General features: G+C 72.4%; 23 protein-coding genes. 5 read left to right on the top strand and 18 right to left on the bottom strand.

Features of this window, described 5'->3' with window-relative positions; all coding sequences use genetic code 11:
- Positions 1–110: 110 nt before the first annotated feature.
- Positions 111–698, top strand: a complete 588-nt coding sequence (locus ACZ4MU_RS22330; protein ID WP_467879309.1) for a hypothetical protein — start codon at positions 111–113, stop codon at positions 696–698.
- Positions 699–790: 92 nt separating this feature from the next.
- Here the strand turns inward: ACZ4MU_RS22330 and ACZ4MU_RS22325 are convergent, their stop codons facing one another.
- The 11 genes from ACZ4MU_RS22325 to ACZ4MU_RS22275 form a co-directional block, all read right to left on the bottom strand.
- Entirely contained in the window at positions 791–2,023 is a 1,233-nt protein-coding gene (locus ACZ4MU_RS22325) for an FUSC family protein (protein ID WP_467879306.1), read from the bottom strand.
- A gap of 121 nt (positions 2,024–2,144) precedes the next feature.
- The gene (locus ACZ4MU_RS22320) at positions 2,145–3,032 is read right to left on the bottom strand and encodes an SDR family oxidoreductase (RefSeq protein ID WP_467879303.1); all 888 of its coding nucleotides are present in this window, start codon (positions 3,030–3,032) and stop codon (positions 2,145–2,147) included.
- Between the two features lie 311 nt (positions 3,033–3,343).
- A complete protein-coding gene (locus ACZ4MU_RS22315; protein WP_467879300.1) occupies positions 3,344–5,575 on the bottom strand; it encodes a catalase in 2,232 nt (743 codons plus the stop codon).
- Positions 5,576–5,825: 250 nt separating this feature from the next.
- Positions 5,826–6,641, bottom strand: coding sequence for a glycosyltransferase family 2 protein (locus ACZ4MU_RS22310; protein WP_467879298.1), 816 nt, complete (start codon positions 6,639–6,641; stop codon positions 5,826–5,828).
- Positions 6,626–7,645: a glycosyltransferase gene (locus ACZ4MU_RS22305; RefSeq protein WP_467879295.1), complete on the bottom strand. Its 1,020-nt coding sequence runs from the start codon at positions 7,643–7,645 to the stop codon at positions 6,626–6,628. Before ACZ4MU_RS22305 ends, ACZ4MU_RS22310 begins: the two co-directional genes overlap by 16 nt.
- Positions 7,642–8,709: a glycosyltransferase gene (locus ACZ4MU_RS22300; protein WP_467879292.1), complete on the bottom strand. Its 1,068-nt coding sequence runs from the start codon at positions 8,707–8,709 to the stop codon at positions 7,642–7,644. The genes ACZ4MU_RS22305 and ACZ4MU_RS22300 overlap by 4 nt, the downstream gene beginning before the upstream one ends.
- Positions 8,706–9,797: a glycosyltransferase gene (locus tag ACZ4MU_RS22295; protein ID WP_467879289.1), complete on the bottom strand. Its 1,092-nt coding sequence runs from the start codon at positions 9,795–9,797 to the stop codon at positions 8,706–8,708. Before ACZ4MU_RS22295 ends, ACZ4MU_RS22300 begins: the two co-directional genes overlap by 4 nt.
- A gap of 295 nt (positions 9,798–10,092) precedes the next feature.
- Positions 10,093–10,359, bottom strand: a complete 267-nt coding sequence (locus ACZ4MU_RS22290; protein WP_358835820.1) for a DUF4235 domain-containing protein — start codon at positions 10,357–10,359, stop codon at positions 10,093–10,095.
- Between the two features lie 5 nt (positions 10,360–10,364).
- Positions 10,365–10,811 carry a DUF3618 domain-containing protein gene (locus tag ACZ4MU_RS22285; protein WP_467879286.1) on the bottom strand — a complete coding sequence of 149 codons (447 nt, stop codon included), beginning with the start codon at positions 10,809–10,811 and terminating at the stop codon, positions 10,365–10,367.
- A complete protein-coding gene (locus ACZ4MU_RS22280) occupies positions 10,808–11,245 on the bottom strand; it encodes a phage holin family protein (protein WP_467879283.1) in 438 nt (145 codons plus the stop codon). Before ACZ4MU_RS22280 ends, ACZ4MU_RS22285 begins: the two co-directional genes overlap by 4 nt.
- Before the next feature lie 532 nt (positions 11,246–11,777).
- Positions 11,778–12,008 carry a chaplin gene (locus tag ACZ4MU_RS22275; protein WP_467879344.1) on the bottom strand — a complete coding sequence of 77 codons (231 nt, stop codon included), beginning with the start codon at positions 12,006–12,008 and terminating at the stop codon, positions 11,778–11,780.
- Positions 12,009–12,298: 290 nt separating this feature from the next.
- Here ACZ4MU_RS22275 and ACZ4MU_RS22270 point away from each other — a divergent pair, with 290 nt between their 5' ends.
- Positions 12,299–13,534: a GNAT family N-acetyltransferase gene (locus ACZ4MU_RS22270; RefSeq protein WP_467879280.1), complete on the top strand. Its 1,236-nt coding sequence runs from the start codon at positions 12,299–12,301 to the stop codon at positions 13,532–13,534.
- A 146-nt stretch (positions 13,535–13,680) separates the two neighbouring features.
- Here the strand turns inward: ACZ4MU_RS22270 and ACZ4MU_RS22265 are convergent, their stop codons facing one another.
- Together ACZ4MU_RS22265 and ACZ4MU_RS22260 are read right to left on the bottom strand one after the other, a co-directional pair.
- The gene (locus ACZ4MU_RS22265; protein ID WP_467879277.1) at positions 13,681–15,177 is read right to left on the bottom strand and encodes an IMP dehydrogenase; all 1,497 of its coding nucleotides are present in this window, start codon (positions 15,175–15,177) and stop codon (positions 13,681–13,683) included.
- A 260-nt stretch (positions 15,178–15,437) separates the two neighbouring features.
- The gene (locus ACZ4MU_RS22260; RefSeq protein ID WP_467879274.1) at positions 15,438–16,421 is read right to left on the bottom strand and encodes an AraC-like ligand-binding domain-containing protein; all 984 of its coding nucleotides are present in this window, start codon (positions 16,419–16,421) and stop codon (positions 15,438–15,440) included.
- A 254-nt stretch (positions 16,422–16,675) separates the two neighbouring features.
- On the opposite strand from ACZ4MU_RS22260, the gene ACZ4MU_RS22255 reads away from it, so the two are divergent.
- Entirely contained in the window at positions 16,676–16,906 is a 231-nt protein-coding gene (locus ACZ4MU_RS22255; protein WP_467879271.1) for a putative antibiotic biosynthesis monooxygenase, read from the top strand.
- An 89-nt stretch (positions 16,907–16,995) separates the two neighbouring features.
- Here the strand turns inward: ACZ4MU_RS22255 and ACZ4MU_RS22250 are convergent, their stop codons facing one another.
- Positions 16,996–17,733 (bottom strand): TioE family transcriptional regulator, encoded by a 738-nt coding sequence (locus ACZ4MU_RS22250; protein WP_467879269.1) that lies wholly within the window; start codon positions 17,731–17,733, stop codon positions 16,996–16,998.
- Between the two features lie 58 nt (positions 17,734–17,791).
- Between ACZ4MU_RS22250 and ACZ4MU_RS22245 the strand changes: the two genes are divergently transcribed.
- On the top strand, positions 17,792–19,039 hold the full coding sequence (locus tag ACZ4MU_RS22245; protein WP_467879266.1) for an erythromycin esterase family protein: 1,248 nt from the start codon (positions 17,792–17,794) through the stop codon (positions 19,037–19,039).
- A gap of 85 nt (positions 19,040–19,124) precedes the next feature.
- On the opposite strand, the gene eno is transcribed toward ACZ4MU_RS22245, so the two are convergent.
- Complete coding sequence (gene eno, locus ACZ4MU_RS22240; RefSeq protein ID WP_467879264.1) at positions 19,125–20,396, bottom strand: phosphopyruvate hydratase; 1,272 nt, start codon at positions 20,394–20,396, stop codon at positions 19,125–19,127.
- A gap of 263 nt (positions 20,397–20,659) precedes the next feature.
- Between eno and ACZ4MU_RS22235 the strand changes: the two genes are divergently transcribed.
- The gene (locus ACZ4MU_RS22235; RefSeq protein ID WP_467879261.1) at positions 20,660–21,520 is read left to right on the top strand and encodes a class I SAM-dependent methyltransferase; all 861 of its coding nucleotides are present in this window, start codon (positions 20,660–20,662) and stop codon (positions 21,518–21,520) included.
- A 77-nt stretch (positions 21,521–21,597) separates the two neighbouring features.
- Here the strand turns inward: ACZ4MU_RS22235 and ACZ4MU_RS22230 are convergent, their stop codons facing one another.
- The 3 genes from ACZ4MU_RS22230 to ACZ4MU_RS22220 are packed head-to-tail and all read right to left on the bottom strand — an operon-like array spanning position 21,598 to position 24,472.
- Positions 21,598–22,596, bottom strand: a complete 999-nt coding sequence (locus tag ACZ4MU_RS22230) for an ABC transporter substrate-binding protein (RefSeq protein ID WP_467879258.1) — start codon at positions 22,594–22,596, stop codon at positions 21,598–21,600.
- A gap of 8 nt (positions 22,597–22,604) precedes the next feature.
- Positions 22,605–23,375, bottom strand: coding sequence for an ABC transporter ATP-binding protein (locus ACZ4MU_RS22225; RefSeq protein ID WP_467879253.1), 771 nt, complete (start codon positions 23,373–23,375; stop codon positions 22,605–22,607).
- Between the two features lie 2 nt (positions 23,376–23,377).
- A complete protein-coding gene (locus tag ACZ4MU_RS22220; protein WP_467879250.1) occupies positions 23,378–24,472 on the bottom strand; it encodes a FecCD family ABC transporter permease in 1,095 nt (364 codons plus the stop codon).
- Between the last annotated feature and the right edge of the window lie 242 nt (positions 24,473–24,714).

Raw genomic sequence — 24,714 nt, 5'->3', positions numbered from 1 at the left:
GGGGCATGGCACGTATGACACACCAGAGAAGCGAAGAACGCCGCAGAGGTGTTGAGTGGAAACGAAAGGCCCTTACTGGGGCATTAACGGTAAACGAAAGGTGTTCCACCGTGCATCTGCTCCCCCGTCACCGTCGTCCGCTGTGGCCGCTCGCCCTTCTCGCCGCAGCCGGGGTGATCGCGGCGGCGCCGACCGCCGCCGCCACCACGCACGCGCCCCTCACCCACGCCACCGCGACCGCCGAGGATCCCAACCCCACACCCCCGGTGACGCCGCTGCCGCCGGCCGCGCCCGTGACTCCCCCGACGGGCATGCAGCAGCCTGCCAAGCCGAGCGCTCCCCTGGACCCCGCGAAGCCGGCGGCTCCCGCGGAGAACGTCCCGGCCAAGCCGGCGGCTCCCCTGGAGAACCTCCCGGCCAAGCCCGCCGCGCCCCTGGAGAACCTCCCCGCCAAGCCCGCCGCGCACGACCTCGCGAACCAGCTGCCGCACGCGCCGAACACCCCGGCGGCCCCGGGCACGCAGGAGAAGCCCAAGCAGGCCGGTTCCCCGGAGATGCCGGCCAAGCCGGCGGCTCCCGCGAACCCCGCAGGGGTTCAGCAGCCCGCCGCACCGGCGGCCCCGGTGACCGCGCTGCCCGGCCTGACCGTGCCGATCGGTACCGGCTCGCAGCTGCCCGCCGCGCCGCCGCACGCCTGACCAGGCGTGCGAGAGGTGTAGGAGAGGCAGGAGACCCCAGCGGGACCGACCCCGCTGGGGCCCGCCTCCCCCGCGCTCCGCACGGTCCCGGCCTACGCCTCGCCCGCGTCGGTCTCCGCCCGCCCGGTCCGTTCGTCCCCGTCCTCTCCCGCGATCGTCGACAGATCCGCCAGCAGCCGGATCGTGTCCGCGGTGACGGCCGCGAGGACGTCCTGGCGTGCGTCACCGCGCTCGCGGAACAGTGAGGTCAGCTCGTTCTGCGCCGCGTACGCGCCGCGCAGCGCCCCGCGCCGGTCGCGGTCGCGGTCATCGGGCTCGTCGTCGCTCTCCCCCGCCCCGCGGGCCGGGCCGCGCTCAGCCGTGTCGTCGAGCGCGCACACGTCCCCGGCCGAACGCAGCAGCCGGGCCACGACGCCGGGTGCCGGGTCCGGCAGGACAGGGCGGTCGGACTTGCCGCCGGTCGCCTCGGCCAGGGTCCGGGTGATCGCCTCGACGTGACTGGTGATGCGGTCCCAGACGAAGTCCCAGTCGGCGGCCGGCGGGACCGGCGCCGAGCGGCGCAGCTTGTGGCCCGGGTTGAAGCGGTAGCTCTCCTCCGACCAGCGGCGGGCCGTGCGCAGGTCGGTGACATGGTCGGTGAGCCGCCTCGCCCGGTCGTGCCAGCCCTGGGCGTCCTCGCGGGAGAAGTCACCGTCGCCGAGCCCGTCCGCGACCGTGGCCAGCAGCCTCGCACTCTCCTCGGGCAGACGGGCGCGCAGGTGGCGCACGCTGCGGGAGTGCACCGGTGGCAGCACGAGCGCGTTGACCGTGAGCCCGATGACCGCCCCGAGGAGTGTCTCCAGGAAGCGGTGGAGGATCTCGAAGCCCGAGTACGTCCCGTAGACCAGGACGAACAGCGCGGCGGTCGGCGCGTTGAGGCCCTGGGTGCCGAACCGGGCGTACGAGCCGAAGAGCATGGTCACCGGCAGCACGACGAGCATGGCCAGCATGGTGTTGCCCATCAGCAGACCGGCCCCGGCCGCCAGCAGCGTGCCCACCACCACGACGACGAACTGCTGCAGCGCGGTCTTGAGCGAGCGGTAGACGGTGCTCTGCACCAGCAGGAGCGCCGTCCAGGGCGCCAGCAGCGCCATCGGCGCCTTCCACCACCATCCCGCCAGCGCCCAGGCGATCAACGCCGCCGCGGCCGCCTTCAGCGCCTGGACCGCGGTGTCCCGTTCGGGTCCCGGTCCGCCCAGCGCCCGCCGCGCCGACCGGACCACGGACGCGCACTCCCAGGTTGCCCATTGCCCCCACTGGACGGAGGCCTGGCGCAGATCTTTCAACGTTCCATCCCGTGCTCGTGTTCGCACTCCGCCGCTCGGGCGCTCTCGGCGGCCGACGGCGACGGGAGGGGACTTTCGCCCCTCCCGGCCGCCCTGTCCCGCCCGGTCCGCGCGACCGCCGCTAGGGAAGCGGTGAGCCGCCGGTGGCGTTCAGGATCTCGGCCGTGATGAAGCTGGCGTGCTCGGAGGCGAGGAACACGTACGCCGGTGCCATCTCCGCGGGCTGCGCGGGCCGCCCCAGCGGCGCCTGCTTGCCGAACTCGGCGGTGTCGGGCAGCGTCGCCGGGATGAGCGGGGTCCACACCGGCCCGGGCGCCACGGCGTTGACCCGGATTCCGCGCTCGGCCAGCATCTGCGCCAGGCCCTTGGTGAAGGTGACGATCGCGCCCTTGGTCATGGCGTAGTCGAGCAGGTGGGGGCTGGGCTGGTAGGCCTGGACCGAGGTGGTGTTGATGACGGATCCGCCCGCCGGGATGTGCGGCACGGCCATCTTGGTCAGCCAGAACATGCCGTACAGGTTGGTGCGCAGGACGCGGTCGAACTGCTCGGTGGTGATGGCTTCGATGCCCTCGGACTGCGCCATCTGGTAGGCCGCGTTGTTGACCAGCACGTCGATGCGCCCGAACTCGGCGACGGCCCGGTCGATCAGGTCCCGGCACTGCCGCTCCTCGCGGATGTCGCAGGCCACGGCCACGGCACGGCGTCCCGCTTCCTCCACCAGCCGTACGGTCTCGCGGGCGTCCTCCTCCTCTTCGGGGAGGTGGGTGAAGAGCACGTCGGCGCCCTCACGGGCGTAGGCGAGGGCGACGGCCCGCCCGATGCCGGAGTCGCCGCCGGTCAGGACCGCCTTGCGGTCGGTCAGCAGGCCACTGCCCCGGTACGACTGCTCGCCGTGGTCCGGCGGCGGGTCCATCGGACCGGTCCAGCCGGGGTGCTGCTGGTCCTGCTGGGGCAGGTCGGGCCGGGGGTGCTTGTCGGTCGGGTCCTGCCGTCGGGTCGGGTCGGTCATGGGGCGCCTTTCTCGAGGGGGCGGCTCGCGAACGAGCGCCTCGGGGTCGTACCGACGCGTGGCGCGTGGTCGGGGTCGTGCACGGCCCTCGGGCTCGCCGGGTCCGCCCTGGGTGGTCATGGCTGGAATACGCATCAGGTACCCCGATGAGCGCATGTATGCCTGTGCGTACCACCTGGGCGTCGGGAGGACTCGTACGCAGGGGGGCGGGGTACGCGCGGGCGGGGTACGCACGGTGGTGCGGGCGGCGGGCGGGCGCGGCGTGTACCCGCGCCGGTGGTCCGGCTGCGCGGGCACACACCGCGACGGGTTCAGACGGCGGCCGGGAACCTGTCCCAGGCGCGGTGCTCGGCCAGCGCCTCGACGACCTTCCGCACGGCGGCCGGGCCGCTGTCGCTGACCACGACCCCGGCTTCGTCCGCGCCGATGCCGGCGGCCTCGAACAGGCCCCGGGCATCGTTCCAGCCGCCGACCGCCTTGCCGTGCCGGTACGCCTCGGTGAGCAGCAGCAGCACACGCGGGTCGGGCCCCTGCGGCGCGGGGGTGCCGGCCTTGGCGTCCCGTGCGCCGTAGGCGTCGGCGCCCGGCCGGGGCGTTCCCGCGAACAGGAGCGCGTCGTATTCGACGGACCGGGCGGTGGCGAAGGTCCGCTGGACGGCAACCGGCTCGCCCCCGCCGCCCAGGACGCCACCGGCCGGTGCGATGACCAGGGGAACCATGCCGGCGTCCAGAACGGCCTGCCGCACCCCGCGCACGCTCTCCAGGTCCGAGCCCGCGTCGGCGACGACGCCGACCACCCGACCGTCGGTCGGCCAGGTGTTGCCCAGCTGGGACAGGGCCGGGCTCGCGGTGGCCTGCGCGAGGGGCACGGTGGCCTCGGGCGCCGGCAGACCGAGTCCTTCGGCGACCTTCTCGCACAACTGCGTGTCGATGTTGGCCAGCACCTGCAAGTTGCGTTCCTTGACGGCCTGTTCGAAGCACTTGTTCAGTTCAAAGGTGTAGGCGGCGATGATGTGCTCGCGCTCCGGGGCGCTCATGCTGAGCCAGAAGAGCCGCGGCTGGGTGAAGTGGTCCGCGAAGGACGCGGGTGCCTCGCGGACCTTGCTCGCCTCGGGGACACGTACCGGGGTCTCGACGTAGGCGCCCGCGTCGGCGCCCGCGAGGAAGGGGCAGCCGCCGTCCAGGCTGTTGGGCCGGTACGGTGCGACACCGGTGTGCACGGCGCTCTGGTGCATGCCGTCCCGGAGCATGTCGTTGACGGGGACGTGCGGCCGGTTGATCGGAATCTGGGCGAAGTTCGGACCGCCGAGCCGGCTGATCTGGGTGTCGAGGTAGGAGAAGAGCCGGCCGGCGAGCAGCGGGTCGTCGGTGACGTCGATGCCCGGCACCAGATGGCCGGGGTGGAAGGCGACCTGCTCGGTCTCGGCGAAGAAGTTCTTCGTGTTGGCGTTCAGCGTCATCAGCCCGATGGGCTGGACGGGGGCCATCTCCTCCGGAACGATCTTGGTGGGGTCCAGCAGGTCGATCCCCTCGAACGTCTGGTCGGGGGTGTCGGGGAAGACCTGGATGCCGAGCTCCCACTGCGGGAAGGCACCGGCCTCGATCGCGTCGAAGAGGTCGCGGCGGTGGAAGTCCGGGTCGATCCCGTTGATGAGCTGCGCCTCCTCCCAGACCAGGGAGTGCACGCCCAGCTTCGGCTTCCAGTGGAACTTCACCAGCACGCTGTGGCCGCCGGTGTCGACCAGGCGGTACGTGTGGACCCCGAAGCCTTCCATCATCCGGTACGAGCGCGGGATACCGCGGTCGGACATGTTCCACAGCGTGTGGTGGGTGGCCTCGGTGTGCAGGGACACGAAGTCCCAGAACGTGTCGTGGGCGCTCTGGGCCTGCGGGATCTCCCGGTCGGGGTGGGGTTTGGCGGCGTGGACGATGTCCGGGAACTTGATCGCGTCCTGGATGAAGAACACCGGGATGTTGTTGCCGACGAGGTCGAAGGTGCCCTCGTCGGTGTAGAACTTGGTGGCGAACCCCCGGGTGTCCCGCACCGTGTCGGCCGAGCCCCGGGATCCCAGGACGGTGGAGAAGCGCACGAACACCGGCGTCTCCACGTCCTTGGCCAGGAAGGCCGCCCGGCACACCTCGCCGGCGGTGCCGTAGCCCTGGAAGATCCCGTGCGCGGCGGCCCCGCGCGCGTGCACCACGCGCTCCGGGATGCGTTCGTGGTCGAAGTGGGTGATCTTCTCCCGCAGATGGTGGTCCTGGAGCAGGACGGGACCGCGCGCCCCTGCCTTCAGGGAGTGGTCGCTGTCGTACAGACGGGTTCCCTGGGCCGTCGTGAGGTACGCGCCGCTCTGCGCCGTGCGCGCCTGGTCGGCGCCCGTGGCCTGACCGGTCGGGCTCACGGTCTCCGGCCCCTGCTGGTCGGCCTTCGGGGGCAGCGGCTCGGCGGGCCGGGTCGGCTCGGCCACGGGCGGCGACACGGCCCCCGGCCTGCCCGGCAGGCCCTCGGCGTCGGGGTCGGGGGTGGGGTGCTCTGTCGTCATGCTCTCTCCCAGGGACGGTCGTCGGGACACCTCAGCCATGACCGGTGGACGGCGGTCCTCAAACGGGCTACCGGCGGTTGTCACCCACATCACCGGGGGGTCGATGGCATCTGCCCGGTTCTCGGGCGGGCCGGGCTGTGCGGCCGGGCGGCCCGGCCGTGCGCGCCGCCGCCGTTTTCCGCGGGGCCCGCACCTCCGGCCTGCCGGGCCTTTGGCGCCGCGCACCGCCTCCGAACCGGCCGCCGCTCCCTCACCGTTTGTGCCACGCGTCGGCGCCGGGGTCGTACACGGCCAGTCCGAGCGCCTCGAAGGCGCGCAGCCATCCCAGCATGGGCCAGGTCCCCCAACGCCGTTTGTACAGCGCCCCGTTCCGGAGGATGTCGTCGAGGTGCTGGACCGGTGGATCGTGCGTGGGGTGGTGCTGGTGGTACGCGGGAGCGCCGCCCACCCACCACAGGTCCACCCCGCACCCGGCCGCCGTGGCGGCGAAGTCGGTGTCCTCGCCTCCGTAACCGCTGTAGGACTCGCAGAAGCCCCCGACGCGGTTCCAGGTACGGGCGGTGAGGGCGAACGACAGCGACCAGAACAGCCGTGGGTCTCCCCCGCGCAGGACCTCCCCCTCGGCGGGCGCCGGACGCGCCGGGTGGGGCGGGGCCAGGCCGGCCAGTGCGGCCGGGTCGTAGCCCTCGGGCGGCGGGGGCGGCAGGTAGGCGACCGTGCCGCACAGCAGTGCGCCGTCCTCGGCGGCGCGGGCGTAGCCGTCCAGGAGGGTGGGGCCGGGCACGCAGTCCACGTCGAGGAAGACCAGCAGGTCCGCGCCGCCTTCCAGGGCGTGCGCCGCCCCGGCGTTGCGCGCGGCGGCCAGCGGCAGGCGGCCGTCGGCGAGGGGCAGGGTGAGCACGTCCGCCGAGGGCTCGCGACCCGTGGTGAGGGGCGCGATCCGTGGATCGGCCATGGAGACGATCACGTACTGGTCCGGGGCGCGGGTGCCGTGGGCGAGGCCGTCCTGCTGGAGGAGCAGATGGGTGTGGCGGCCTGCGGCGAGGGTGATCACCGCCGTACGCACGTGACCTGCCTCTCCGAGCGCGCGGCCAGCTCGGTGAGCAGGCGTGCGGCCCGCTCGGCGCCGTCGCCGGGACACCAGTGGGCCCAGCGGTCGGGCCGGGCGGCCGCCTCCGTGAGCAGGGCGGGCCACTCCGCGGGAATGGGCCAGGTCTCCCGCACGCTCGCCAGACCCGCCGCCCGCAGCGCCCGGGCCGTGGCGTGCTGCTCCCCGTGCGGGCGGTCCTGCGGGATGACGACGGTGGGGACGCGCGCCGCGGCGCATTCCGCGACGGCGTTCTGCCCGGCGTGGGTGACGACGACGCTCGCGCGGCACAGCACCGGCCAGGGGTCCTCGGTCCAGGCCGCTCCGGTGCCGCCGAGGACGGTCCAGGACCAGCCGGGGGTCGCCCGGGCCGCCGCACGCAGCTCCGCGGCGGTGACGTCCGCGCCGCCCGCGCCGAGCATCACGACGACTTCGCCGCGGGCCCGTGCCCGGTCGCCTCCCGCTGAGGGCCGGGGTCTGCGGTCATAGCGGGAGATGCTTCCGGTGTGGACGGTCTTGGCGTACCAGTGCGCGGGCCAGCCCGGTTCGGGCAGGGTGCGGGGCCACGGGGCGAGGAGGGCGTCCGCGAGGTCGTAGCCCAGGCGGTGGGCCTCGTCGTGGCGGTCGCCGCGCATGGCCGCGACGACGACGGGGACTCCCATGAGCCGTGCCAGGGTGGCGGCCTCCACCGACACATCGCTGACGAACAGCGCGGGGTGCTGCGCCGCGATCCACTCGGCGATGAGCCCCATGCGTGCGCGATGCCCGCGGTGGTGCAGCGGTACCCAGTGCAGACGGCCTCGGGCGGTGGGGTCGGCCGGGTCCTCGGCGGTGTCCGGTGGCAGGGGGACCCACGGCCCGCGCCACTCGGCGGGCCGGGGCAGCGAGGACAGGACGGTGACCGGCTCCGCCACCCGGGCCGCGATGCACTGTGCGCGATGGAGGTGGCCGCGGCCCTGGTGGTGGACGTAGTAGCCGATCACCGCGTCACCTGCTGGTACAGGGTGGTGTAGGCGTCGGCGGTGTGCTCCAGGGAGCAGAACCGCTCGGCCCTGGCACGGGCGGCACGGCGGTCGAGCCGCATCGCCCGCGGGATGAGCTCCGCCAGCGCCTCGACGTCTCCCGGCGGTGCCAGCAGACCGCACTCCGGCGTGAGGATCTCCGCCAGGGCTCCTCGGTCGAAACCGCAGACGGGCGTGGAGCAGGCCAGCGCCTCGGCGACCACCAGACCGTACGGCTCGTCCCAGCCGGGTGTCACCAGGGCGGCGGCCGAGGAGCCCAGCAGTTCGACGAGCTCCTTGCGGTCGAGGTGGCCGACGTACTCGGCGCCCTCGCCGAGCAGGGGCGCCACCTCCTCCTCGAAGTACCGCTCGTCCGAGACGGGACCCGCCAGTCTCAGGGGCACCCCGGCCGCGCGGGCGGCCCGGATGGCCAGATGGGGGCCCTTCTCCGCCACCATGCGCCCGGACCAGGCCAGTTGGGTGCCGCCAGGGCCGGGCGTCCAGAAGTTCGTGTCGATGCCGTTGCGTACGACCAGGGCCTCGGGCACCATCGGCCGCCAGGCGCTGGCCGTGGACCGGCTGACCGCGGTGAAGACGACCGGGCACGCGTCATGCGTCTGGATGGCCGACTCCAGCCAGGGGGTGGGCGGGGTGTGCAGGGTGGTGATCACCGGCACCCGCAGGGCCGACGCCATCGCGACCGGAAGGTAGTGCAGGCTGTTGTTGTGCACCACGTCGAACCGGTGCTCGCCGTCCCGCGCCAGATCGAGCATCAGCCCCAGATAGGCGTGGTGCTCCTCCATCCAGCTGGTGCTCGGCATACTGGTGTCCGAGCGTGCCGCGGAACTCAGCACCACCCGCCGCACGGGCAGTTCGCGCGCTCCGAGCGCCGGGTCGGAGCCGGGCGCGGCGAACAGTTCCACCCGGTGCCCGCGCCGGGTCAGGGCGTGCGCCAGGCCCCAGGTGTGCGCTTCGAGGCCCCCGGCGAACGGCTCCCTGATCGGAAAACGCGCCGACGCGATGAGGGCCACCCGCAACGTGCTCATCGCAGCAGACGGGTGTAGAGAGCCCGGTGGGCGGCGGACAGTTCGGCGCGCTCCCGTGTGCGGTGGTGCTCGGTGGCCCGGGGGGCGGGCCTCGCCTCGTACGCCCGCAGCACCGCCTTGCGCAGCGATTCCTCGTCCAGGCCGCCCTCCTGGGTGTGCCCGTACGTCAGACAGGGGCGCTGCTGTGCGTAGAACCCGCAGTCCGGGGCGGCGACCGCGGTGCCCAGGTCGTGGCACGCCTCCAGCCACCCCGAGTGCGTGCCGAAGCGGTAGGGCAGCACGGACAGGTCGAGCGACGCGAGGTATTCCCAGAGCCGGTCGTCGTCGAAGTAGTCGTGGACGGCGAGCGCGAGACGGCCCCGGCGCTCCAACTCCCTCAGCTCTCGCATCAGTTGCGGCGCGTGGGCCCGGGCCGCGGGATCCTCGACCTCGCGGTGGATGTTCACCTGGAGCTCAGCGTCCGCGAGCTCGGCCACGGTGTCGGCGAGTACGCGGACGACGGGCAGGACGGACATGTTCGGCCGCAGGCTCTTGGCGTGCACCCCCACCCGGAACCGGTCCCGGGGCGGTCTGGGGCGGTTCAGCCTCGGCAGTTCCACCACATGGGGGTGCGGCAGGACGGTGGCGGTCCGGTCCCAGCGGTCACTGATGGCCTGGGCCGCGCCCGGGGTGAGCGTGATGAGCCGGTCGGCGGCCGGGACGATCACGTTCAGGGCGGCGTCATGGATCGCGGGATCGGGCTGATGCGGGTTGCGCAGGTCGTGCACCGTGTACACCAGGGGTTTGCCGTGCCGCCGCAGAGCGTCCACGAGGGCGGACAGCTGGGCGGGGCTCTGCGCGTCGAACCCGAAGTGCAGATGGAAGACGTCGAAGTCCTTGTGGTGGGAGTTCACCCAGTCCGGGTCGAGCATGACCGGCGGCCACCAGCGCTGCGACGTGCTGGGCGCGCCGTTGGGCCGGGGGTCCGCCAGCCGCCTGACGCCGTCGTCGTCCGGCGCGGAGCAGTGCCGTACGTACACATGGCCCGCGGGCACGGACGCCACCCGGATCTCGCCGGGGGGTCGGGCGGAAGAAGCTCGGTCGGCCACGGTGACACTCCTCTGGTGCGGAGCAGACGGCGCCTGCTCCCCTCTCCAGTTTGTTGAGCGTCACCGGATACCGCATGTGGGCGGTGGGCCGGGTGGGAGTGGGCGGGGCTGTCGTGGCGTGCGGCGTGTTCACGGGCCGAGGTATGGGTGTAGGCCACCCGGGTGAGGCTCACCCCTCACCTTCACCGGGCCCGGGTGCCGGACCCACAGGCCGCGGGTTCCCGCACGGTACGGCTGCGGGCATGGCGAAGGGGGTGCCGGTTCGCGTACGACCGGCACCCCCTGGGTTGCTCGCTCAGCCGGGCCAGGTGCCGGTGAGACGGCGGGTCGCGGTGGCTCCGCCGCGGTCGACGGCGGCCTTGACCGTGGCGAAGATCGCACCCTGCAACGCGGCGGCCAGCACCACTTCGCTCCACGTGCGCTCTTCGTCGGTGGCGTCGGGAGCGTCCTCGTCGTGGCCGAGGACCTTCCACGCCTGCTTGAACAGGGCGCTGGCCAGCAGACCGCTGACGGCGCCGAGCGCAAGGCCGACCGGCTTGTAGACGATCTTCGATGCCTTCATCGGGGTCACCCCTTCCGGCGGCAGGCCAGCCACACGAACAGGCCCGCTCCGGCGGCCGCCAGCAGCAGGGTGCGGTTCTCCCGGGCCAGTCGCGCACCCTGGGCCGCCTTGTGCTGGACGGGTTCGGGGGCCGTGTCCTGCCAGAGCCGGCCGGCCCTGGTGGCTGTCGCGCGGGCCGCCTCGGCCGCCTGGGATGCCTTGTCCTTGACCGGGTCGGGCACCTTGTCCTGCGCCTGATGGACCATGTCCACGGCCTTGGTCTTCAGCTCGTCGGCCTTCACCGCGGCCTGGTCCTTGACGGCGCCGGCCTTCTCCTGGGCACGGGCCTTGACGTCCGCCTTGGCAGCGAGCGCCTCGACCGTCTCGCCGAGGTCGGCACGGGTCTGTTCGACGTGCTCGCGCAGTTCGTCGGGACCTGCGTCCGCGGGCTCGTCCTGGGGTCGCTGGGTCATCGCTGTGCGCTCTCCTTGATCTCGGCCACGTCGGCCTTCACATTCTCGATCGCCTGTTCAGGAACGGGCGGTGCGGCCTGGCTGACCTGCTTCTTCCCGCTGAGGGCGAGCACGGCGGCGATCACTCCCAGCACGGCGGTCACGATCAGCGCCGCGGCCCACACGGGCAGGGGCACGGCCAGCCCCGCGATGGCGGTGGCCACCAGCGCCTGGAGCATCAGGAAGCCGACCACTCCGGCACCGCCGAAGAGCCCGCCACCCTTGCCGTAGCGCTTGCCCTTCTCCTTCATCTCCGCCTGCGCCAGGCGCATTTCCCCGCGCACCAGCTCCGTCAACTGCTGCGAAGCCCGGTGCACCAGCTCGCTCACCGGCTCCTGTCCGGAGTGGCGCGGGCTGTGGTCGAACCCGGATTCCTGCGGATGCGTGCCCGTCATGGCGGTCACCTCCCGTCGCTCTCGTTCCTGCGGGCCGGGCGGTCCGGCCCTTCCCATGGCCCGCGAGTACCCCGAACATCGCAGTTCAGTGGGTGAATGACGCAGTCGCCGAAGAAAACATCCGGAGAAGGGGTCCAGGAGAGGGTCACGGGGGGCGGCGACGAAACACGACGGCCGCGCCCGGGCGGGAGACCGAATCCTCACCGGAGGTGCCCCACCTGCGGGAACACGCCCATGACCCCACCGGCCTCAAGAACCACGGCGTGGCGGGGTTACACCACCCGATACGGGTTACCCGGTCGGTGGAGCCTCCGGGACGCCGCGGCGGCGGCCCCGGCCGGCTTGTCCTGTGTGTGCTCGGCGGTGTGGGGCTGCGGAGCGCACGACGCCGGCCCGCTCAGCACATCCGAGCGGGCCGGCACACGCGCGTCGGGGGACGGCCGGTCGCCGGGCCCGCCGGTGCGGAGGAGGAAGCCCGCAGCGGCGGACCCGACGTGGGGGGCCGGGTCCGGAAACGGCCTGACGGGCAAGGTCAGTCGTTGACGCAGGTGTTTCCGAACGCCGGGTTGAGCAGCCCGATCACGTTGATGGAGTTGCCGCACAGGTTGACGGGCACGTGCACGGGGATCTGCACCAGGTTCCCGGACAGCACACCGGGCGAGTGCGTCGCGGCACCGTGGGCACCCGCGTCCGCGGAGGCCACCGAGGCACCGCCGGCAACCACCGCACCGGCGGCGAGAGCGGTGGCGGACAGCTTCAGCATCGAAGACACAGAGAAACTCCTTGTACAAGAGAACGAGCCGAGCCCGGGCCGGACGGCCGGGACACCCACCACAACGCCGCACGCGCCCTCCAGGTCACCCTCCACGACCCGATCGAGTCGGTGTTCCCACGCGGCGGTTGGGTGTGAGGGCGGGGAGGCCCCGCACCGGTCCCACCACGCCCCACCCGTCGGTCCGTCCGTAATTCGCTTGACCACGCCGTGAGTCGGCACTGCACTGGGACGGGACACTCCAGGACGTGGTGTCGGCATCCCGGAAAGGCGCGGCAGCGATGGAGATACGCTCCACCACCGACCAGGACTTCGACGTCTTCGTCGATACCCTCCATGCCCCGTTCGGGCGTTTCCCGGAGGCCCCGGCCGAAGGCGGCGGCGGTGTGTGGTGGGCGGCGCTGGAAATGGACCGGGGTCTGTTCGCCGTGACGGCGGACGGGCAGCGGGTCGGGACCGCCGGTGCGTACACCTTCGAGCTCACCCTCCCCGGCGAGATCCTCGTCCCCGCCGCGGGGGTGACCGCGGTCGGCGTCCTGCCCTCGCACCGGCGCCAAGGCGTCCTCAGCGCCATGATGCGGCATCAGCTCATGGATCTGCGGGCCCGGGGGGAGTGCCTCTCCGTGCTGCTGGCCTCCGAGGCCCTGATCTACCGCCGGTTCGGCTACGGTCCCGCGACCTACACGCGACGGCTGACCGTGCCGCGCCACAAGGCCGCCCTCGCCCTCCCCCGGGCGGACGCCACCGCCGACGCCCCCCACACCGGCTCCGAAACCGGCTCGGTCGAGCTGCTGCGGCGCGCCGACTGCGGCGGGATCCTGGAAGAGGTCTACGACCGGTACCGGCGAGCGCAGCCGGGCGCGCTGTCACGGCCGCACCGCTGGTGGGACCTGGGCGCGGGCCAGCCGCCGGTCTCTCCGGCGCGGCGGTACGTCGCCGTCCACCGGGACGCCGACGGCGTACCGGACGGATACGCCAGCTACACCCTCACCGAACCCGGCACCCTGACGGTCGACGAGACCATCGCCACCGACGACGCCGCCTTCACGGCCCTGGCCCGTTTCCTCCTCGGACACGACCTGGTCGGTGAGGTCGTGTTCAAGCACTTCCCGCCCGGGCACCCACTGCGCTGGCAGTTGGAGGACTTCCGCGCCGGGCAGGTGAGCAACGACACCGACTGGCTGTGGGTGCGGCTGCTGGACATCCCGCGTGCGCTGAGCGCGCGCGGCTACTTCACGGACGGGGAGCTCGTCCTCGACGTCGGCGACCCCTTCCTCGACGAGCACGGCCGCTATCTGCTGACCGTCCGGGACGGCAGGGCCGAGTGCGTCGCGACGGACCGGGCACCCGACCTGTCCCTGGACGTGAGCGACCTGGGCTCGGTCTACCTCGGCGGCACCGCCCCGAGCACGCTCGTACGGGCCGGGCACATCCGCACCCACCGCCCGGGCGCCGCCATGCTCGCGGACACCCTCTTCCGCGCCGAACGCGCCCCGCACTGCCTGCACTGGTTCTGACCGAGCGAGAAGGTCCGCCGGCGTCAAAACCCACCGCGCGGTCACGGCGGAACAGCCACGTCGTCCTGCCCACCGGACCGAACGGCCAGGTCGTCCTGGGGCCACGGCCCACGACCTGGCCGTTCCACGCCGCCCGTCGGCGTGCGTCAGGAGACCGCCACCGGGGTGTCCCGCAGGGCGACGTTGGCGTGGCTCTCCTGGAAGCTCTGGTCCGACACGAGCGTCAGCCGGGCCGTGGACTGGAACTCCGGCAGGGTCCGGGAGCCGCACGAGACCATCGTGGTCCTGAGCTTGGCGACGGTCAGGGCGAGCCCTTCGTCGAGGTCGCCCGCGTACGGCACGTATCCGTCCACGCCCTCCTCGAAGACCAGCCCCTGCCCTCCCTGGCCGTAGCGCTGCCAGTTGCGGGCCCGGTTCGAGCCCTCGCCCCAGTACTCCTTCACGAAGCCGTCGCGGGTCGGCAGCTTCGCGCCGGCCGCCTGGTCGAAGCGTGCGAAGTAGCGTCCCATCATGACGAAGTCGGCTCCCATCGCCAGTGCCAGGGCCACGTGGTAGTCGTGCACCAGCCCGCCGTCGGAGCAGATCGGCACGTGCTCGCCGGTGCGTTCGCGGAACGCGTCCCGGGCCGCCGCGACGTCCAGGACGGCACTGGCCTGGCCGCGCCCGATGCCCTTCTGGTCGCGGGTGATGCAGATGGAGCCGCCGCCCACCCCGACCTTGACGAAGTCCGCGCCCGCCTCGGCGAGGAAGGTGAAGGCCTCGCCGTCGACCACGTTGCCGCCGCCGACCGGGATCTCCGGGTAGTGCTTCTTCACCCAGCTCAGCGCCCGCGCCTGCCAGTCGCTGTAGCCGTCGGAGGAGTCGAAGCACAGCGCGTCCGCGCCCGCCTCCAGCAGGGCCGGGACGCGCTCCTGGTAGTCGTGCGTGTTGATGCCCGCGCCCACGCGCAGTCGCTTGGCCGCGTCCACGAGCTGGTGGGGGAAGCGCTTGTTGTCCGTGTAGTCGGACCGGAAGACCAGGTACTGAAGGCGGCCCTCGTCGTCCAGCACCGGCAGGCAGTCCAGCCGTTCGTCCCACAGCCGCGCGTTGGCCTCGGAGAGCGTGAGGTCGGGCCCGGCGTGGGCGAGGTCGGCGACGGCGGTCATCCGGCCGCTGACCGGTCCGTCCAGGGCGTGGCGCTGCGGGTGGAAGTCCCGGGAGGTGACCAGGCCGAGCAGACGGCCGGTGGCGGTCCCGTCGTGGGTGACCGCGGCGGTGCTGTGGCCGGTGCGGCGCATGACGTCGACCAGGTGTCCGAGGCTGTCGTCGGGCCGGACGTTGGTGTCGCTGGTGACGAAACCGGCCTTGAAGTTCTTCACCTGGCGGACGGCCGCGACCTGGTCCTGGATCGGCTGGTTGTGGTGCAGAAAGCTGAGACCGCCGTTGCGCGCCAGAGCGATGGCGAGTTCGGGGGTGCTGACGGCCTGCATGATCGCGGAGGTGAACGGGGTGTGCAGCTCGATCGCGGACGCCTCGCCTGCGATGTGCCGCACCAGCGGCGCGCGCAGGTCCACGGTCGCGGCCGACGTGTCGGTCCGCGGCCGGTTCGGCAAGAGCAGGAACTCGTTGAACGTCCGTGAGACCTCGGCGATGATCTGTGCCACTCGTTCCTCCTGACCAGTCGGCCGGGGCCCGGCTGGCCCCGCCGTGATCGCCCCCGTTTTCCAGGGCCCGAGCGGGCAGAGACCGGCACGGCGGCCGTGGAGATGCCACCGACCGCGGCAGAGCCCTGACCGGCCCGTGGATCGAACGGGGTGCGGTCGTGACCAGGAACCTTAGTGGGCGACCCGGCAGTTGCACGAATCGCGACCCCTGGGCCGCCCCCGACGCGGACGCCCCGGCGGCCGCACCTGCCGTGGCGCGCTCAGAGTGGCCCGTTCCCGACGGCGGTGCGCCGGTACTCGCCCGGGGGCACACCGTAAGCGGCACGGAACGCCCGGCTGAAACCTTCGGGGCTCTCCATCCCCCGGCGCAGGGCGATGTCGCGTACGGACACGTGACGAAGAACCGGGTCGGCCAGGTCGGCGCGACACCCCTCCAACCGGCGACGGCGGATCGAGGCGGCCACCGTCTCGTCGTGGTCGCGGAAGATCTGGTGCAACTGCCTTATGGAGATGTGGTGGTGGGCGGCGACGGCCGCCGGGTCGAGCCGGGGATCGGCCAGGTTGTCCTGGAGGAAGAGGTCGATCCGGGCCAGGAGGAGCCGGCGACGGGTCTCCCCGGGCAGGCGCGCCGCCGCGTCGGCCTGTTCGGCGAGAAACCCGGCGGCCAGGTCCAGACTGGTCACCCCGAGTCGGGCGCTGTCCCGCTCACTCAGCTCCCGCGCCTCGCGCGCCACGGAGAGCAGGTACTGGGCGAGGATGCGGCCCATACCGCTCCTGGCGGACAGCGTGCGTGCGAGTACGGCGCGGAGCCCGGCCTCCGGGACGGGGACGAGCGCCCGTGGCAGGTTCAGCACGATCGCCCGCGAGCCGCCGTCGCCCGGCTCGCAGCCGGCCACACCCCGGTACGGGGACGAGGACGACCAGATCGCGAAGTCGCCCGCCCCGAGCCGGGCTTCGCCGCGGCCCTGGGAGACGGCCATGGATCCGCCGAGGACGAGGGCGAGTTCGTAGCTCTCCGGATCGCTCCGGCGCACGAGTGCGGATGTCCGCTCCGAGCACAGCTCGGGGAAGGACATCGTCGTGAGGTGCAGATTTCCCAAGGTCAGGGCGCCGATACTCCCGTCGAAGCCGATGGCGTCGCTGGTGATGCGCACCGGCGCCACGCCCCGGCCGACGGCCTCGCGCCACCAGGTGAACTGCTCCTCCTGCGGCAGACCTGCGGTGTCGAAGTAGGTGTACGCCATGAGCTGCCCTCCCGAGAGACTCCTGCTCCTACACCAACGGTGCTCATGGGCGGGTACGGGGACCATCAGCACGCCGGAACATGGCCGGGCCGTCGCCCGGAATGGCCGATGCGGCTTCGGCCATCGGCACCCGCGCGCGTCGGGACGGGTAACAGGGGCTGCCCCGCGCATGGTTGGACAGGGAAGCCGGGCGCACACCAGACTCCCACCTGATGGCTGGAGAGCAGTTCTCCGGCCCCCGACCAGGAGGATTCATGTCCGCGCGCCAGCCCGCCGCCGCTCCGTCCATCCACCGCCGCGCCGTGATCACCTGGCTGGCCGTCTACCCGACCATCACCCTCGTCCTCGGCCTGATCGGTCCGACCACGGCCCATCTTCCGCTCCTGCTGCGGACGTTGATACTCACGGTGATAGTCGTGCCCGTCGCCGCCTACGTCCTCATCCCGTTGCTGACGAAGGCGAATGCCGCGCTGGCCCGGCGCTGACCGTGTTCCGGGAGGGCTGAGGCCGGGGCAGTTCGACGGCGGCGAAGCACTGTGGCTCTCACACGGGGTTTTCCCACGCCCCCCGAATCTCACCCGTACGCCCGCAGATAGCCCTCCAGTTCCGCCGCTCCGGCCAGCAGTGCTCGGCCCCGGGCCGACAGGCGGTCGCGCCAGTCGGTCAGTGCGGTGTCCAACGGCTCCAGTCCGCCTGCCGACCGCACCTGGGTGATCAAGGGGGCGATCTGCTCCAGGAGGTAGCCGCCGCGCCTGAGTTGGTGGGTCAGCCGCGCGTCCCTCACGTCGGCCTCGTCGTAGACGCGGTAGCCGGTCCGCGGGTCGCGGCGGGGGCGTACGAGTCCGGCGCGTTCCCAGGCGCGCAGTGTCGCGGGCCGCAGGCCGAGCTTCCCGGCGAGGGGACCGATGAACCCGCCCTCGGGCCCGCGCGGCGCGGCCGGTTCGGGGATGGGTGGGTCCAGGGGATCCAGGTCACGGAGGGCCCTCTCCACGGCCTGGAGGGTCCGGCGGTCGTCGAGGAGCTGGGCGTGGCTCTCGTCGATGAGTCGCAGCGCCTCGTCGACCGCGCCCTGGTTCGCCGCCCGCATGATCGCCGTCGCCGTCCGGTGGCCGTGGCCGGGCACCAGGGCGAGGAACGCGCCGAGGGCCTGGGCGTGGCGCGGGGTGTAGGTGCGGTAGCCGTGGGGCGTGCGGTCGGCGGCCGGGAGGATGCCCGCCTCTTCATAGTTCCTGACCGCCTGCGTGGACAGACCGTGTCCGCGAGCGAGATCCACCGGCCTCAGCCGTACACCGCTTTGAAGGTTTCGCCCCATGGAAGCGACCATATCGCGCGAAAGTTTACACCCTTGATTCAACGATAGCGTTGAAGTCATGGCCAGTGACATCAAGGACGACATCAACCACACCGCCCGGCCCGTCGAAGCCGCCACCGTCATGGGGCTGCTTGCGGACCGGCCGCGGCTGCTCGCCCTCGGCGAACCCGCCCACGGTGAGCAGACCCTCCTCCGCCTGCGCAACGACCTCTTCCGGCAGCTCGTCGAAGAGGAGGGCTACCGGGTGATCGCGATCGAGAGCGACTGCATGCGGGGCCTGGTCGTGGACGAGTACGTCACCTCGGGCACGGGCACCCTGGACGACGTCATGGAACACGGTTTCAGCCACGAGTGGTTCAACAAGTCCGCGGCCAACCGCGAGCTCGTGCGCTGGATGCGTACCTGCAACGAGGGCCGCCCCGAGGCCGAGCGGGTCCGCTTCGCCGGTTTCGACGGTCCGCTGGAGATGACCGCCGCGGCGAGCCCCCGGCAGGCCCTGACCGCGCTCCACGGCTACCTCGCGGCCGAGGTGGACGCGGACCTGCTCCCCTGCACCGCCGACGCTCTCGACCGGCTGCTCGGAGCCGACGACCAGTGGACTCGGCCCGCCGCGATGACGGACCCGGCCGAGTCCGTGGGGCAGTCCGCCCAGGCCCGTCGACTGCGGCTGCTTGCGGACGAGCTGGCGTCGCTGCTCGACGCCCAGGCACCGCACCTGGTCGCGGCGCCCTCACGCGCAGACCATGAGCGGGCGCGTCTGTACGCGCGTACCGCCACCGGTCTGCTCCGCTACCACCACTGGATGGCCGACACCTCGCCCGCCCGTATGACCCGCCTGGTGGCCCTGCGGGACCAGATGATGGCCGACAACCTGCTCGCCCTCGCCGAAACGGGCCGGACCCTGGTCCACGCCCACAACGCCCATCTGCAACGGCACAGGAGCACGATGCGGATGTGGCAGGGTCCGGTGGAGTGGTGGAGTGCCGGTGCCCTCGTGAGCGCACGCCTGGGCGAGGAGTACGCCTTCCTCGCCATGGCTCTCGGTACGCTCCGGCACCAGGGGGTGGACGCCCCGCCGCCGGACACCGTCGAGGGCCTTCTCTACGCGCTCCCGGAGGGCCACCGTCTCATCGGCGCCCGGCAGTTGGCCACCACCCTGGGCCACCCGGGACCGGCCCCCCGCGTATCCCCCTGGTTCGGCTACTCCCCCCTCGATCCCGCTCACTTGGCGGACAGCGACGGGATCGTCTTCGTCAAGGACGTTCCGGCCGCGCCTGCCGGTACGCCGGCCCGTGCCGTGCGGTGACAGTCCGGGTGAGGCCTTCGCCACCGAGGAGCTCGCCCACCGCCGTCGCCCCGCCCGGCCTTCGCCCTGGCGGCACCGGGCGCCCCTAGAAGCGGACGAGGTGCTGGATGTCCGCGAGGCGGCAGTCGGGGATGGTGTCGGCGGCCCGCAGCAGGAAGTTCAGTTTCTCGATGCGTTCGCCCGTACGCGGTGCGCCGTTCTTCTGGAAGGGTGCCTGCAGTCCGATGGAGAGGTCCATGACGATGTCGTCGATCACGCCGCCGGAACGGCCGGAGGGGACGGCCACCAGGCCGTTGCGGACGGCGGTGTCGTAAGTGGCGAGGGCTTCGGTGATGGTGCCGACCTGGTTGGGTTTGAGGATGAAGCCGTCGACCGCCCGGGCCGCGAGCGCCCGGTCCAGGCGATCGCGGTTGGTGGCGATGAGGTCGTCCCCGAGCACGAGGGTGCGGCTGAGCCGGGAGACGGCGTGGGCGAAGCCGTCCCAGTCGTTCTCGTCCAGGAGATCCTCGACGAAGAGGATGTCGAAGTCCTTGGTCAACGCGCGGGTGTAGTCGACGAGGTCGGCCGAGGTGACCCGGTCACCCTTGAGTTCATAGGTATGGGCCACGGCGTCGTACATCTCGCTCGAAGCGCAGTCGAGGGCGTAGGCCACCTTGTCGGCGCATCCGGAGACGTCGACGGCCTCCTGGATGAGTTCGAGGACGGCACGGGGGTCGCCGCTGGGCGCGCGGTAGCCGTACGAGGGAGCGACGCCGGGGGGTGCGCCGGTGTACTTCTCGATGACCGTGCCCAGCCGGTCGAAGACGCGGATACCGGTCTCGACGGCTTCGGCGATGTCCGCCGCCCCGTACGGCACGATGATGAACTCGTTGAACGCCTGGACGACGTCGCCGTACCGGCCGCCGTTGACGACGTTGAAACTCGGCACGGGCAGGGTGCTCAGGTCGGTCCGGGCGATCATCCGGTAGACGGGTTGACCTGCGACGGCGGCCGCGGCGCGCAGGCAGGCGACCGAGACCGAGTAGACGGCGTTGCCGCCGAGCCGGGCCTTGCGGGCGGTTCCGTCGAGTTCGATCATCAGACCGTCCAGAGCCGCCTGGTCGGCCACGTCTCTGCCGGCCAGGGCCGGGGCGATGACGTGGTGAACGTTGTCCGCGGCCCGGTGCACGCTGAGCCCGTCGTACGAACCGGGGTCCTCGTCCCTGAGGACGACCGCCTCGTACATCCCGACCGACTGACCGGTGGGGCTCGCTCCGCGCCCCACGTGGCCGGTGGAGGTCCGGACCTCGACCTCGACGATGGGCCGGTGCCCGCAGTCCAGGACCTGCCGTGCGTGGACGGATTCGATGGATGCCATGGTGCCCTTCCGGCCGCCCTCCCCGTTGCCTTCGGCCCCCTGTCGCCCGTGCTGTCGTCCCGCACGCCCGATCGCATGCCACCACCCATGATGGGCGCGACGGGCCGGGGCCGCAGCTCTGCCGATGGGTCGCGCCCTCGACCGTGTGTGCCTCGGAGCAGCGCACGCCCCGTGGGGTGGCGCCCGGTGACCCACGAGGCGCATGGTCGTTGCTCTCCCTGGAGACCTCGGGCGGGACGGGGCTACTGACTAGGAGCCGAGCGATGACCCAAGTGACCGGGACCGACGTCCACTACCGGCGGCACGTCCTCCCGTACTACCGGGCGTTCGGCTCACGCTTCGGCTACGCGGCGCTGCTCGGCCGCACGCGCCACTTCGGGTGGTACGAGCCGGGCCACTCCCCCTGGGGCTTCACCGCGGCCATGAGACGCATGGAAGTCGTCGTGGCCCGCAGGCTGGACCTGCCCGTGGGGGCCTCGGTGCTCGACGCCGGGTGCGGGGTCGGGGACACGGCGCGCACGGTCGCCCGGGCGGGCGGGGCGTGTGTGACGGGGATCGACGGGATCGAGCCGGACGTCGCGATCGCCCGGCAGCGGTCGGCCCGTATCGGTGTACCGGACGGGCGTACCCGTTTCCTCGTGGCCAACTACCACGCGTTGCCGTTCCCGGACGCCTCCTTCGACGGTGTCTACACCATGGAGTCCTTCGTCCACTCCCCCGACCCCGGGCAGGGGCTCGCCGAGTTCTTCCGGGTGCTGCGCCCGGGCGGGAGGCTGGTGATGTGCGAGTACTCCAGCACTCCGCAGGACCGTCTGGTACAGCGCGCGCGGTCCGCGCTGGTGCGGGTCTGCGAGCTCTCCGGGATGCCGGGCATGCTCACGATGCCCCATGGACACCTGGAGCGGCTCCTCCGGGAAACCGGGTTCACGGTCGAGTCGTCCTACGACGCGACGGAGAAGATGCTGCCCATGCTGCGGTGCTTCTCGGTGCTGGGCCGGCTGCCGTACGCGGTGGCGCGCGGTGTGGGGCGCGGCGACAGCCTGGTCAACGCGATGAGCGGGGTGGAGATGTACCGGCACCAGGAGACATGGCGGTACAACATCTGCGTGGCCGTCCGGCCGTAGGGCGTGAGCCGGCCCCATGGGCGGGTGAAGCTCCCGGAACCGGCCGTCACGCCCTCGCACGGCCGGCGCCGTGCCCTTTACCGTTCCCCCGCCCCCGTCCGCAGATACGCCCCCAGCCTCGCGATCGCCGACGGGTTGCGGGGGCTCTCGACCAGGTCCGCGTAGTCGAGGACGAAGATGCGCCGGTGTTTGACGGCGGAGACGTTGCGCAGGGGGGCGTAGGACAGGAGGAACCTCTTCTTCTCCTCGGCGCTCACGTCGCCGTAGTCGCAGATGACGATGGTGTCCGGGTTCCGCTCGACGACGCTCTCCCACCCCACGGTGGTCCAGGAGTCCGCCACGTCGTGCATCACGTTCACCCCGCCCGCCTCGGTGATGATCTGCTCCGGCGCGGCATAGCGGCCGGACGTGAACGGTGTGTCGCGGCCGCTGTCGTAGAGGAAGACCGACGGCCGGTCGGCGCCCTTGGGTGCCTTCGCCCGTACGTCCGCGATCTGCTGCTTGAAGTCGCGGATCAGCGCGGCGGCCCGCTTCTCGACACCGAACAGTCTGCCCAGGTTGGTGAGGTCGGTGTAGAGGGCGTCCAGCGGCGGCATGATGCCGCGCGAGGACGCCGTACGGCCGTTGTGGCAGGACTCGGTGAGGACGTACGACGGGATGCCGAGCTTCTTCAGGGCCTCGGGCGTGAAACCGCCGTCCTCACGGAAGCCGTAGTTCCAGCCGGCGAAGACGAGGTCGGCGCGGGCGTCGAGCACGTTCTCTCTGGTGAGCTGGTCCTTGGACAGCCACTTCACCTTGTCGTATCCGCCCTTCCAAGGCAGTCCGCCGACGTCCCCCTTGTCGTCGGGCATGGCGAAACCGGCCATGCGGTCCTCGAGTCCGAGGGCGAACATCAGCTCGGTGATGCCGACGTCATTGGTGACGACGCGTTCGGGGACCTTGTCGTACGTCACCCGGTGGCCGCAGTTGGTCAGGGTGACCGCCGAGGCGCTGGTGTCCCCGGAGGACTCGACCTCGGCGCCGCAGCCGGTGGCGGTCGCGGCGAGACAGGCAACGGCGGCGAGCAGCTTACGCATGGGTGTCCTCATGGGGTGGTGGGGGTGGGCAGGTCGAACAGGAGCTGGACGGCGCCGGTTTCGGGGTGGCGTACGCGGTGGGCGCGCACCTTGAACACCGTCGCGAGCAGCTCGGGCCGCAGCACGTCGTGCGGTGGTCCGTCGGCGACGATCCGGCCGCCGTCGATGACGTACAGGACATCGCAGTGGGCAGCGGCGAGGTTGAGGTCGTGCAGGGCGGCGAGCACGGTCAGACCGCTGTCGCGGACCCGGGACAGGACGTCCAGCTGGTGGGCGATGTCCAGGTGGTTGGTGGGTTCGTCGAGGACCAGGACCCGGGGCTGCTGGGCCAGTGCCCGGGCGATGAGGACGCGTTGCCTCTCCCCGCCGGAGAGGGCCAGGAAGCCGCGGTCGGCGAGGTGGGTGACGCCCGTGCGTGCCATCGCGTCCGCACAGATCTCCCGGTCGGACGCGCCCGTACGGTCGCGATGGGGCAGCCGTCCCATGGCGACCACTTCGGTGACGGTGAAGTCGAACTGGGCGGCCGACTCCTGCGGCAGCGCGGCCAGGACCCGGGCCACGGCCCGCGGGTCCATGGCGTGCAGGTCGTCACCGTCCAGCCGTACCGCACCCCGGGCCGGGCGCAGACCTCGGTAGACACAGCGCAACAGGGTCGACTTCCCACTGCCGTTGGGGCCGACCAGTCCCACGAACGCCCCGCTGTCCACGGTGAGCCGGATGTCCCGCACCAGCCGGGTCCCGGCGGCCTCGACCGTCACCTCGTCGATGTCGAGCCGCATGGTCACCGGCCTCCGAACGCGTAGCCGCCGCGCCGCATCAGCAGCAGGAACGCGGGCACCCCGACCACCGCGGTGATCACGCCCACCGGCAGTTCGGCCGGGGCGAGCAGCAGCCGGGACAGCACGTCCGCCCACACCAGGAGCACCGCCCCGGCGAGCGGGGCCACGGCCAGCACCCGGCGGTGGTCGGCGCCGACGAGCATCCGCGCGACGTGCGGCACCATCAGTCCGACGAATCCGATGGCCCCGCTGACCGCGACGACGGTGCCGGTGACGGCCGCCGTGACCACGAACAACTCCCGGCGCAGCCTCGCCGGTCGTACGCCCAGGGCGGCCGCGGTCTCGTCGCCCATGGCGAGCGCGTTGAGCGCCTCGGCGCGCCACCGCAGCCAGCTCCACCCGGCGGCCACCGTCACCGCGGCGAGCGGGACCTGCGCCCAGGTGGCGCCACCCAGGCTGCCCAGCAGCCACATCATCGCCGACCTCGCCGCCTCGCCGCGGACCGCGCCGAACACCATCACGGTGGTGAGGGCCTGGAAGCCGTACGCCAGTGCCGTGCCCGTCAGGATCAGCCGCAGCGGGGTCAGCCCCTGCGGCGAGCGGGCCACGGCGTACACCAGCGCCATGGCGGCGAGTGCCGAGGTGAACGCGGACACCGACAGGGCCCACACCCCGAGCCCGGCGAACGCTCCCAGCAGGATGACGGCGTTGGCGCCCACCGCCGCGCCCGAGGAGATGCCGAGGACGAACGGGTCGGCCAGCGCGTTGCGGACCATCGCCTGCACGGCGACGCCGACGGACGCGAGTCCGGCTCCGACCACGGCGCCGAGCAGGACCCGGGGCAGCCGGATCTCCCAGACGATGGTGTACGGGGCGGCGTCCCCCGCCCGCACGGTCGCGCCGGTGAGTCCGGCCCACACAAAGCGCGGCACGTTCGGCCAGCCGACCCCGGCGGCTCCGAGACCTACGCCGCCCACGAGGGACAGCAGGAGTAACAGCGCCAGGGACAGGCCGAGCGGCAGCACGGGTATCCGGCTGGGGGATGTGCGTCGGTGCACGGGAGGGGCCGTCCTTCGTAGGGGCCGCCTGCTGGACATCGCGCAGGAGACGGCCCGTACGGCCGTGCCGACCGCGCGGGTCCCCCCGCTCGCAGTCCACGGCGAGCAGTCAACGGGTCGCTGGCCCTCCACGGGCGATCGGGCTCACGCGACGGACCAAGGGCGCCGCGCACACCGTTGCGGGTCAGCGCCGGACTCTCACCGGACTTCCCCCGCGGGAGGCAAGGGGAGCCTAACAAACGCCGGTGCCGCGCGGGGGGGGCGCCGGGCCCCGTCCAGCC

Source organism: Streptomyces sp. NPDC026377 (assembly GCF_055567715.1).
Note: the sequence above shows the minus strand (reverse complement) of the source record. Positions and strands in the feature narration are given on the sequence as shown.

Excerpts from the sequence above, each read along its gene's own strand:
- ACZ4MU_RS22315 (WP_467879300.1), bottom strand. The coding sequence starts at position 5,575 with ATGACGACAGAGCACCCCACCCCCGACCCCGACGCCGAGGGCCTGCCG.
- ACZ4MU_RS22300 (WP_467879292.1), bottom strand. The coding sequence starts at position 8,709 with ATGAGCACGTTGCGGGTGGCCCTCATCGCGTCGGCGCGTTTTCCGATC.
- ACZ4MU_RS22285 (WP_467879286.1), bottom strand. The coding sequence starts at position 10,811 with ATGACCCAGCGACCCCAGGACGAGCCCGCGGACGCAGGTCCCGACGAA.
- ACZ4MU_RS22320 (WP_467879303.1), bottom strand. The coding sequence starts at position 3,032 with ATGACCGACCCGACCCGACGGCAGGACCCGACCGACAAGCACCCCCGG.
- ACZ4MU_RS22245 (WP_467879266.1), top strand. The coding sequence starts at position 17,792 with ATGGCCAGTGACATCAAGGACGACATCAACCACACCGCCCGGCCCGTC.
- ACZ4MU_RS22225 (WP_467879253.1), bottom strand. The coding sequence starts at position 23,375 with ATGCGGCTCGACATCGACGAGGTGACGGTCGAGGCCGCCGGGACCCGG.
- ACZ4MU_RS22235 (WP_467879261.1), top strand. The coding sequence starts at position 20,660 with ATGACCCAAGTGACCGGGACCGACGTCCACTACCGGCGGCACGTCCTC.
- ACZ4MU_RS22250 (WP_467879269.1), bottom strand. The coding sequence starts at position 17,733 with ATGGGGCGAAACCTTCAAAGCGGTGTACGGCTGAGGCCGGTGGATCTC.
- ACZ4MU_RS22230 (WP_467879258.1), bottom strand. The coding sequence starts at position 22,596 with ATGCGTAAGCTGCTCGCCGCCGTTGCCTGTCTCGCCGCGACCGCCACC.
- ACZ4MU_RS22270 (WP_467879280.1), top strand. The coding sequence starts at position 12,299 with ATGGAGATACGCTCCACCACCGACCAGGACTTCGACGTCTTCGTCGAT.
- ACZ4MU_RS22290 (WP_358835820.1), bottom strand. The coding sequence starts at position 10,359 with ATGAAGGCATCGAAGATCGTCTACAAGCCGGTCGGCCTTGCGCTCGGC.
- ACZ4MU_RS22275 (WP_467879344.1), bottom strand. The coding sequence starts at position 12,008 with ATGCTGAAGCTGTCCGCCACCGCTCTCGCCGCCGGTGCGGTGGTTGCC.
- ACZ4MU_RS22260 (WP_467879274.1), bottom strand. The coding sequence starts at position 16,421 with ATGGCGTACACCTACTTCGACACCGCAGGTCTGCCGCAGGAGGAGCAG.
- eno (WP_467879264.1), bottom strand. The coding sequence starts at position 20,396 with ATGGCATCCATCGAATCCGTCCACGCACGGCAGGTCCTGGACTGCGGG.
- ACZ4MU_RS22280 (WP_467879283.1), bottom strand. The coding sequence starts at position 11,245 with ATGACGGGCACGCATCCGCAGGAATCCGGGTTCGACCACAGCCCGCGC.
- ACZ4MU_RS22255 (WP_467879271.1), top strand. The coding sequence starts at position 16,676 with ATGTCCGCGCGCCAGCCCGCCGCCGCTCCGTCCATCCACCGCCGCGCC.
- ACZ4MU_RS22220 (WP_467879250.1), bottom strand. The coding sequence starts at position 24,472 with ATGTCCAGCAGGCGGCCCCTACGAAGGACGGCCCCTCCCGTGCACCGA.